Below are 10,258 nucleotides of genomic sequence, written 5' to 3' on the forward strand. Positions count from 1 at the left end.
TTCTATGAACAACCCTGCAGTTTAGTGCGTTTCATACAAACTAAACTGCAGGGTTGTTCTGTCCGCTGGTGCAAGCATATGAAATCCTCAGACTAAACTTTCAAACTATATTGTATTTTTCGGACATATATGATCTAATGAGAGCATATGATAGGGTGATTATGAGGAGGCATTTTCAGTGGCCATTCAGAATGCAACAAAGAAAACAATGAAGGAGTACCTAAACAGTAATTATTATATTCCTTCCAATCAGCGTGACTACACTTGGGAAGAAGATCAGCTGGCAGATTTTTGGGACGATCTAAAATCTGTTGTGGGATTAAACGAAGCCAGACATTTCTTTGGTCAAATTGTTATTTATAGTGAGACTGATAGTAAAGGAAAGTCAAAAAAATATGTCGTTGATGGGCAGCAGCGTACTGTTACTTCCATGCTCTTTTTACGAACTCTTCAATATGTGGCAGATAACCTCATTAAAGAGATAACAGGAGACGATGCTGATGCTGAGGACGCTAAAGATGCTTTAAAAAACTTCGATTCATCAATCATTCAAATTTTAGGATCTAGAGCTGGAAAATATACCCCTGATTCCAAACTCCATCTGACCTTTGAAAGTGAGCTGGAAGAAAACGACTATTATGGGAAACACATCATGGGTGGTGAGCCTTCTTCAGAAAAGCAAAAGAATTCAGCTTGTGATCATATGCGTTTCGCCTATAACTATCTTCATACAATGTTCTCCAAGGCAGTAGATGCTTGTAAGGATCTTGATGAAAAAATTCGGTTGCTTCATACCTACCGAGATGCTTTCTTTGATCAGTTCGAAGTAATGTATATCGAAACCAATGACTTGGGAGAATCGTACGTAATATTTGAAACCTTGAATGCAAGAGGCAAAGAACTGGAAACATCAGATCTTCTAAAGAACTACGTTTTCAGCAAAGCGGGCGGAAACTTACAAACCGTACAGCAAAAATGGAAAAATATGTCCTCGAAGCTTCATGGCCTCGATTTAACAAAGTACATCCGGTACTACTGGAATGCTATGCATGGGGTTGTTCGTGAACGTAATCTTTACCGAGAAATCAGCAAGGAGATTAAATCCCCTAAAGAAAGTGCTGATCTTGTAGATGATCTGCTCTATCTTGCATCTTATTTTCATGATGCAAATACACCGGATAACTGCGATGTTTATGAAGATGATGAAATTATCGAACGGCTCTCAAATCTCCATACACTGAAAGCGACCTCATTCGTTCCCATCTTGTTGGCACTGGAAATGAAAGGCAACCAATTCAAAACCGAAGACAAAGTAAAAGTTTTATGGGCCATCGAAGTTTACGTTTTTAGGAATTCCACGATCTTAGGAAAACTGGCGAATAAAACGGAAGTCTTTTTTGCCGAACTCGCTAAAGATATTTACGAAGAGAAGTTGCAAAAGAGCGAAGACATTATTGAAAAAATCAATGATGAGCGTGTTCCTGATAAAACTTTTGAGAATCAGTTCCGTGAATTCAGCACACAGACGACCAACTACATCCGCTATATTTTTTCAATGATCCATGACCACTTGTGTTCTAACCAAGAAACACAGCTCAATCCCAATGCCAAGGATGTTAACATCGAGCACATTCTTCCTAAAAACATAACCAATTGGAAAAACATAGATGCCAAGACTCAGGAGAAATACTTATGGCGGTTGGGGAATTTAACACTGTTAGACAACAAGCTTAACAAAAAAGGTTCAAATCATACCTTTGCAGAGAAAAAGGAAGCCTATAAAAAGTCCAAAATTGAGACGACAAACTCCCTCACTAAGTACGATGAGTGGACACCAACGCAGATCGAAGAAAGACAGAAAGAACTTGCCAAAATCGCTCTCGAAATTTGGAAATAAGGTTTGAAGGCAACTGAGCAAAAGGACGCTTCTGCATACAGTGCAGAAACGTTCTCTTCCTTTCCCCCTCTTTTCCAAAACCTTTCTATCAATTTTCAGATAAATTAGTTATAATTGACTTATCAAGTTCAAATTTCTCATTTCCTGTCATAAAGGAGGTTCCCTATGCTGACGCTATCTGACATCTATGAGGCTCAAAAACGGCTTTCCCCTTATGTGTTCCGCACGCCTGTAATCCGTCTAAAAACCCTTGATGAAGCGCTTCATTGCAAGGTCTATGTCAAGGCGGAGAACATGCAGAAGATCAATGCGTTCAAGATTCGCGGTGCGCTCAATAAAGCGCTGCAGCTTTCGCCGGAGACGCTAAAGAATGGCATTGTGACGGCTTCTAGTGGGAACCACGGTCGTGGAGTCGCTTTCGCAGGAAAGCTGCTCGGCGTACCGGTAACAGTCGTCATGCCGGAACACGCACCAGAGGTGAAAAAGGCAGCCATTAAGGCGCTTGGTGCAGAGATTGTCCTTTGCGAAAAGTCCCAGCGCTTTGTTATTGCTGAACGGATTACAAAGGAAAAAGGAGCCTGCTTCATCCATCCTTTTGATGATTACGATGTCATGGCGGGCCAAGGAACGGCGGGTCTTGAGATGATGAACCAGCTGCCGAAAGTGGACAAGATTGTCGTGCCGGTTGGAGGAGGCGGCCTCATCAGCGGCATTGCAACGGCCGTCAAGGGAACGGCTCTTTATTTTTTTACTCGGAGCACAAATCGCTCCGATTCGATGAAATTATATGCCCCCATTGCTTAAGAAAAAATTCTTTTGAGAGCAATGGGGGCATGATGTTTCGTAAAAAGTTACGTACCACAATTTCATTTTTAAGACGCCCGAAAAAATGCCGTCGGCGGGCGGGCCACTTCTAGGAATTTTTTCGGATGACAGAAGAAACCTTTTTCGCCTACGGTCCATATCGACCCATTTGCTTTGTCAAACGCGGCAGGCTTCCTAGCAGTACCCCACTTCTTGTACGGCGTCGTCAGCCTGCTTCGCGTTTTTCCTAGCATCTGGGGCAATCTGGAACCATATTCGAAAAAGGTAAATGGAGAAAAGATCTGCCGCGGTTTTGCAATCATCACTTGCATAGAGGTTCTTTTCATATTGCTTTTTGTGAATTCGGTTCAGATGGGTTCAGATACGAGGAGCCCCCGCTTCCACCGACGACGGCGTACGGTTTGTGTACGTCTAGGAGGTTGGGAGTGTGGGCGACAAAGTAGATGGGCCCATATGGGCCGAAGATTACAAAAAGCTTCCGCTTTGATGAGCTGGGTGCGGGAGGTGACGACACGTGGTTAGGAGGGGGAGCGCCCAGGCGTCAACTTCCCCCAAACGTGAGACGGTCCTTTGTACGATAGGCCATGAGACCATTGCTTCAAATCGATCTTTTCTAATGCAATGGACTCACGTTCTACATCAAATCGGCGCGATTTTTGCGCCGAGCTATAAATCTATGCGCCCTTTGTGCCCGCTACACGGAAAGTTTCAAAAAGGGAGAACCTACTCTGGTGACCATTGGAGACACCATTGCCGATGGGACGATGACGGCAAAGCCTGGTGAAAAGACCTTTCCCATTGTGCGGGAAAAAGTGGATGGTATCATCCCTGTAGAAGAAAAGTTCATCCATCGGGCAGTGAAGCTTCTGCTCCTTGAAGGGAAAATCCTGGCAGAACCGAGTTCCTGCATGACCCTTGGGGCTGCGCTCCAGGGCGCCCTTCCTGTCAAGGAAGACGACAATGTCATTTTCTTTCTTTCAGGCGGCAATGTGGATCTCTCCCTCATTGAAAAAATCTGCGCAGAAAAGTAAGGATCCGTTATGGTGAAAAATCCTGTACCTCAAGGAAAATACGTTCCTGCCGTCAAGCGGAACGGTTTCATCTTTACAGCAGGCATGACGCCGCGGAAAGACGGCGTGCTGATTCAAAAAGGCAAGGTCGAAGCCGGAGTTCCTCTTGAAACGTACCAAAAAGCCGTGGAACAGGCGGCGAAAAATGCCCTCACAGCGGCGCAGAACACGCTAGCGCCAGGCGAAAGGATAGTCCAGATCATGCAGCTTGTGGTCTACGTCAACGCGGGACCGGACTTTACGGAACACACGGCCCTAGCAGACTTTGCCTCTGCCTACTTAGCGGAAAAGCTCGGGCCTGCGGGGATTAGTCCCCGTGCGGCCCTTGGCATGGCAAGTTTGCCGAAGGAGGCAGGTGTGGAGGTATCTATTGTGGCGTGTTATGTTTAGCCGGAGCACAAATCGCTCCGATTCGATGAAGTTATATGCCCCCATTGCTTAAGAAAAGATTCTTTTGAGAGCAATGGGGGCATGATGTTTCGTAAAAAGGTCCCGTACCACAATCTCATTTTTAAGACGCCAAGATAAAATGGTGCCCTTGAGGAGGGCACTTTTAGTTTTTTTCGGATGATAGAAGAACCCTTTTTCACCTACGGTTCCCATATCGGTCCATCTGTATTGTCAAACGCGTCGAACCTCCTAGCATCTGGGCTCATCTGGAGCCATATTCGAAAAAGGTAAATGGGAAAAAGACCGGACGCACGGCGCCAAACCGCCTCCCTTCATTCGTGGGCGCCGAATTGATTTTTCGATAACACGGTCCTGCGACCGGCTATGGAGCAGGAGCTCCACACGCAGCGGTCTTGGCCCATCGAAAAATGTTCCTCGCTAGCCGCTCATGATGAGACGTCGCTGCCGCTCCTCATCCACCACCAAAAGGACTTGCCTGCTGCTGCGCAGCATCAAGTGGCTTTTGGTCCCCCGCCTTGGTAAGGCGGAACGGCTTTCGCCGTCTCTAAGACGAAAACACGAAGGGAAAAAGACCGGGCGGCTTGAGGCCAGTCTTTTAGCGATACAGCGTCGCAGCATCACGGCCTATATGTTGTCTTTTGCTTGACAGCTAGAGCCGAAAGACACGGTCCAAGTCCAGGTCTTCTTTCTTTTTTCATTAAGTTACTGCCTCACTAAAATACGGTCCCTATTCCGCGCACATTCTGGTCTTACACAGATTACAATCTTCTCATTTTCTTTCAACTTTATTTGTCACAATGCGATTTTACAGTCTTTTTAACCTGCATGTAAAGACGTTTGTATTTTCAAAATTTTCATTACAATTATGCTTGCGTGGCTCTTTCTTTTTGGGTATCATATAGGAAGAGAGCAACTTTTTCATTCATGGTTTTACATTTTTTATCACATTTTTTGAACTTCAATTTCATGGACCCAGTGTAACCAAGAAGGAGAGACGCACAATGAAGCAAACCAAGATGATGGATGGAAACACAGCGGCAGCCTATACATCCTATGCTTTTAGTGATGTAGCGGCCATCTACCCCATTACGCCGTCGTCCCCCATGGCAGAGGTGACGGATGAATGGGCTGCCTATGGCAAGAAAAACATGTTTGGCCGCCCTGTCGAACTCATGGAAATGCAGTCTGAAGGCGGTGCCGCCGGTACGGTTCACGGCAGCCTCCAGGCCGGAGCGCTCACAACGACCTACACGGCTTCCCAGGGGCTGCTCCTTATGATTCCCAATATGTTCAAGATTGCCGGCGAACTGCTCCCCGGCGTATTCCAAGTGGCAGCCCGTACGATTGCAACGAGCTCCCTCAATATCTTTGGTGACCACAGTGACGTCATGGCCTGCCGTCAGACGGGATTTGCCATGATGGCCTGCGCTGGTGTCCAGGAGGTCCTCGATCTTTCGGCCGTATGCCACCTGTCGGCTATCCGCGGCCGCGTTCCCTTCCTCAACTTCTTTGATGGGTTCCGTACGTCCCACGAAATCCAGAAGGTTGAGCTCCTTGATTATGATGATCTCAAAAAATTGGTGGACCAGGACGCCCTCGCTCGCTTCCGCCGGGAATCCATGAACCCCGATACACCAGTCATCCGCGGTACGGCCCAAAACCCGGACATCTACTTCCAGACCCGCGAGGCCGTGAATCAATTCTATGAAGCCCTACCGGAAGTGGTTGATGGCTACATGAAGGAAATCAGCAAACTCACGGGGCGCGACTATCAGCTTTTCAACTACACCGGTGCGCCTGATGCCGAACGGGTCATCATCCTCATGGGAAGCGGTGCCCAGACGGCTGAGGAAGTAGTGAAGATCCTTGCTGGTCAAGGCGAAAAAGTCGGTGTCCTCAATGTCCACCTTTATCGGCCTTTCTCCGTGAAACACTTCCTCTCCGCCCTTCCGGAAACGGTGAAAAAGATTGCCGTTTTGGACCGCACAAAGGAACCGGGCTCCGACGGGGAACCGCTCTATCTTGATGTGCGCAATGCCTTCTATGAAAGTGACCGCCGTCCTGTCATTGTAGGCGGACGCTATGGCATGGGCAGCAAGGAATTCTATCCCGGCGACGTTCTCGCTGTTTTTGACAACCTGAAACTTGATGCGCCGAAGAACCACTTTACGGTGGGCATCGTCGATGATGTGACCCACACGTCGCTTAAAAAGGAAAAATCCCTCGACATTACGCCCAAGGGTACGCGCAGCTGCCTTTTCTGGGGCCTTGGGAGCGACGGCACGGTCGGCGCCAACAAGAGTGCCATCAAAATCATTGGCGACAAGACGGACATGTATGCCCAGGGCTATTTTGCCTATGACTCCAAAAAATCCGGCGGCATCACCATTTCCCACCTGCGCTTTGGTCACGATCCCATCCATATGCCGTTCCTCATCAACTTCGCGGACTACATCGCCGTCCACAATCCGTCCTATGTCCGTCTCTACAATGTGCTAAATGGAATCAAGGAAGGCGGCACGTTCCTCCTCAACTGCGGCTGGAGCGGGGAAGAACTCGATACGCGTCTGCCCGGTCAGCTCAAACGCGTCATTGCTGAAAAGAAGGTCAACTTCTACACCATCGATGCCGTAAAGATTGCCCGCGAGATCGGTCTTGGCGGCCGCATCAACATGATCATGCAGGCAGCCTTCTTCAAACTGGCTGATATCATTCCCATCGACGACGCTGTCGCCTACCTTAAGGAATCCATTGAACATACCTATGGCAAGAAGGGCCAGGATGTAGTCGACATGAACGGCCGCGCTGTCGAAGCCGGCGTCAAGAACCTCGTCAAGGTCACGGTTCCTGAAGCCTGGAAGGACTGCACGGACGAGGAGCTCTATCCGAAGACAGGCAACGCCTTTGTCGATCAAATCATGATGCCCATGAACCAGCAGGAAGGCAATACCCTTTCCGTCGGGCAGCTCATGGATCAGGCCAACGGTACGTTCCCGTCAGGCACGACAAAATATGAAAAACGCGGCATTGCTGTCATGGTACCGGAATGGCAGATTGAACACTGCATCCAGTGCAACCAGTGCGCGTCCATCTGTCCGCACGCGGCCATCCGACCGGTACTCCTCACGAAGGAAGAAATGGAAAAATCCGGCGTACCGGCGAAACCCGCCCTTGGTGCCAAGGACCTTTATTTCCGCATTGCTGTGTCGCCCATGGACTGCCAGGGCTGCCGCAACTGCATCGACGCCTGCCCGGCCAAGGAAAAGGCCCTCGTGGCCAAACCGCTTGATACGCAGCGCCATCTGGCTGACGCTTGGAACTACTTCATGGAAGACGTCACGCCAAAGAAGAACCCCATGAACAAATACACCTTAAAGGGCAGCCAGTTTGAAAAGCCGCTTCTTGAATTTTCCGGTGCCTGCGCCGGCTGCGGTGAAACGCCGTACGCCAAGCTCGTAACCCAGCTCTTTGGCGACCGCATGATGATTGCCAACGCTTCGGGCTGCTCCTCCATCTGGGGCGGTTCCGCACCGAGCATGCCGTACACGAAGAATGCCGCTGGTCATGGTCCGACTTGGGCCAATTCCCTTTTTGAAGACAACGCCGAATACGGACTTGGCATGCATCTGGGCACCCAGGCCTGCCGTAAGCAGATCACGGATATCATGACGGGGCTCATTGAAGAAGGCCAGATTTCCACGGAACTCAAAAATGCCATGGAAGACTGGATCTGCCACCGCGATGAAGGGGAAGGGAGCCGTGAACGGGCCGATCGCCTGACAGACCTTCTCGAGAAAGAAAAGGCCGGCAATGAAACGCTGGAGCACCTCTACGAAAATAAGATCTACTTTGTCAAACGTTCCCAGTGGGTCTTTGGCGGCGACGGCTGGGCTTATGATATCGGCTACGGCGGCGTAGACCATGTCCTTGCCATGAACCGCGATGTCAATATCCTCGTCTTTGATACGGAGGTCTACTCCAACACGGGCGGACAATCGAGCAAATCGACGCCGACGGCAGCGGTTGCCAAATTTGCCGCCAGCGGCAAACGGACAAAAAAGAAGGACCTAGGCATGATGGCCATGAGCTATGGCTACGTCTATGTGGCCCAGATCAACCTCGGCTATGACAAGAACCAGGCCATCAAAGCCATCAAGGAAGCCGAAGCCTATCCGGGACCGTCGCTAATCATCTGCTATGCACCGTGCATCAACCACGGCATCAAACGCGGTATGGATCATTCCTTCATGGAAGCCAAGGCGGCTGTGGAATGCGGCTACTGGATCAACTATCGATATAACCCGGAGCTCAAAGCTGAAGGGAAGAAAGCCTTCTTCCTTGACAGCAAGGCCCCGACAGGTGATTTTGAAGCCTTCCTCCGTGGAGAAGTCCGCTATGCCTCCCTCGAACACGAATTCCCCGATGTCGCAAAGGAACTCTTCAAGAAGACCAAGGAAGATGCCATGGCGCGGAGAGCCCTGTACGAACGGCTCGATGCAGAATGAAGAAAGGCTCGGATAAAGAGTGAGGTAATGTAAAACGCAGCGTCCACTGGGCGCTGCGTTTTTTGGTGTGAGGCTGCCACGAGCCTGCGGCTCTAGCTTTCTCGCACCTACGGTGCTGGCTGTCAAGCGAAAAGACCGTAAGGGAAAAGACCAGGAGGTGCCGCCCCAAACCGCCCTCCTCATCCACCACCCACTCCCGCAAGCTTGCTCGGTGGATACCCCCCCGCCTTGGTAAGGCGGATCGGCATTCGCCGTCTCTAAGGCAAAAGATTCGGAGGCAGTTCGTGCTGAGAATAAAGGTATTGCCTAGTGATTTTTGCACTTAGTATAGAAAAGCCAATAGAAGGTCATTGATAGCAAACTATGCAGAATCAACTAAAAAGACTTAACCCGAAAACGCGCTTTGATTCGAGGTAAGGCTTACTTTTTTATTTTTTTCTTTAGGTTTGGTGCTCCTGCATCGAACCGTTCCTGTCGGGTCTTTTCGCCTTAGGACTCGACTCGTAGAGTCGATCCGCCCCGCCAGGGCGGGGGACCGAAAGCCGCATGTTGCCTCATTAAAATGAGGCATGCGTGCCCTTTCGGCGGTGGATGAGGAGCGCAGCGACGTTTCCTTGCGAGCGGCTAGCGAGGCATATCCGCCCGGGTTTCGAAGGACGCTTTTGGAGCGGAAGTCCGAGAAACATGTTTAAGGGCGGATTTAATTCGGCGCCCACGACCAATAGGAAGACGGTTTTGCGCCGGCCTCACAGTGCCTTCTCCCCCTCAATTTCGTGACAGCACGGTAGCCATGCGGTATAATAGACTTCCAACTACAATCCTACGGAGTGATCACAGTGGAAGAACGGACCCACGGACCGAGACGGGATACACGAACACGCAAGCCGATGACGCCGCAAGAGCGGCGCAATCTGCTCTACAAGCGCTGGCGAAAGGCAGAGCAGCAAAAGGTCGATGCCAAGGAACTGCGGGACCCTACAACCTGCGACATGGTTGTCTTTGACCTTGAACTGGCTGGCTACGCCGAAGATGATATCATAGAAATCGCTGCCATCAGGGTAGATTTCTTGGGCCGACAGACAGCTGTTTTTCGAGAGCTTATCCGACCTAGGACGAAGATCAGCAAACGCGTTACGGAGATGACGGGCATTACGCGGGACATGGTGAAGGATAAACCTCAGCTCCCTGAGGTCCTAAAACGGTTTTTTGCCTTTGTGGAAGGCAGTGCCGTCATGGGGCACGATATCGGCTACAACGATATCATGGCCATCAACCTTGCCTGTCGCCGTTACGGCATGAAGGCCTTCCGCCCGCCTTTTTTAGATACGTCGCGCCTCATCCTGCGCCACCTATCCCGTGAGGCCGTAGGCGGAAAAACAGGCCTTGCAGCGCTCCTCGCGCACTTCAATATTCCCATCCATCGCCATCATGAAGCCCTGGCCGACTGCGAAGCCACGCTTCTTCTTTATGAAGCCGTTGCAAAGGAAATCAGGAAACAAAAAAGGTTCTTTGTCAAATTTTGGGGTGCTAAAGTGTCTATGCACTCCTGG

The 10,258-nt window shown here is 49.9% G+C and carries 7 protein-coding genes; 6 read left to right on the forward strand and 1 reads right to left on the reverse strand.

Going from position 1 to position 10,258, the window contains the following annotated elements; translation table 11 throughout:
• Nucleotides 1-178: 178 nt before the first annotated feature.
• From DW817_RS06080 to DW817_RS06100, 4 genes are all read left to right on the forward strand, one after another.
• The gene (locus tag DW817_RS06080; protein WP_120111558.1) at nt 179-1,897 is read left to right on the forward strand and encodes a DUF262 domain-containing protein; all 1,719 of its coding nucleotides are present in this window, start codon (nt 179-181) and stop codon (nt 1,895-1,897) included.
• A 165-nt stretch (nt 1,898-2,062) separates the two neighbouring features.
• Nucleotides 2,063-2,701, forward strand: a complete 639-nt coding sequence (locus DW817_RS06085; protein WP_120111562.1) for a threonine/serine dehydratase — start codon at nt 2,063-2,065, stop codon at nt 2,699-2,701.
• 677 nt (nt 2,702-3,378) lie between these two features.
• A complete protein-coding gene (locus tag DW817_RS06095) occupies nt 3,379-3,753 on the forward strand; it encodes a pyridoxal-phosphate dependent enzyme (RefSeq protein WP_165851873.1) in 375 nt (124 codons plus the stop codon).
• A gap of 9 nt (nt 3,754-3,762) precedes the next feature.
• Entirely contained in the window at nt 3,763-4,182 is a 420-nt protein-coding gene (locus tag DW817_RS06100) for a RidA family protein (RefSeq protein WP_120111573.1), read from the forward strand.
• 48 nt (nt 4,183-4,230) lie between these two features.
• On the opposite strand, the gene DW817_RS10620 is transcribed toward DW817_RS06100, so the two are convergent.
• Nucleotides 4,231-4,395: a hypothetical protein gene (locus tag DW817_RS10620; RefSeq protein WP_165851874.1), complete on the reverse strand. Its 165-nt coding sequence runs from the start codon at nt 4,393-4,395 to the stop codon at nt 4,231-4,233.
• Between the two features lie 809 nt (nt 4,396-5,204).
• Between DW817_RS10620 and nifJ the strand changes: the two genes are divergently transcribed.
• Nucleotides 5,205-8,708, forward strand: a complete 3,504-nt coding sequence (nifJ, locus tag DW817_RS06105; protein ID WP_120111576.1) for a pyruvate:ferredoxin (flavodoxin) oxidoreductase — start codon at nt 5,205-5,207, stop codon at nt 8,706-8,708.
• Between the two features lie 836 nt (nt 8,709-9,544).
• A partial coding sequence (locus DW817_RS06110) for a PolC-type DNA polymerase III (protein WP_133300527.1) occupies nt 9,545-10,258 on the forward strand: 714 nt, incomplete at its 3' end.

Origin of the sequence: Acidaminococcus sp. AM33-14BH, from assembly GCF_003603525.1 — a bacterium.
Classification (GTDB): domain Bacteria; phylum Bacillota; class Negativicutes; order Acidaminococcales; family Acidaminococcaceae; genus Acidaminococcus; species Acidaminococcus intestini.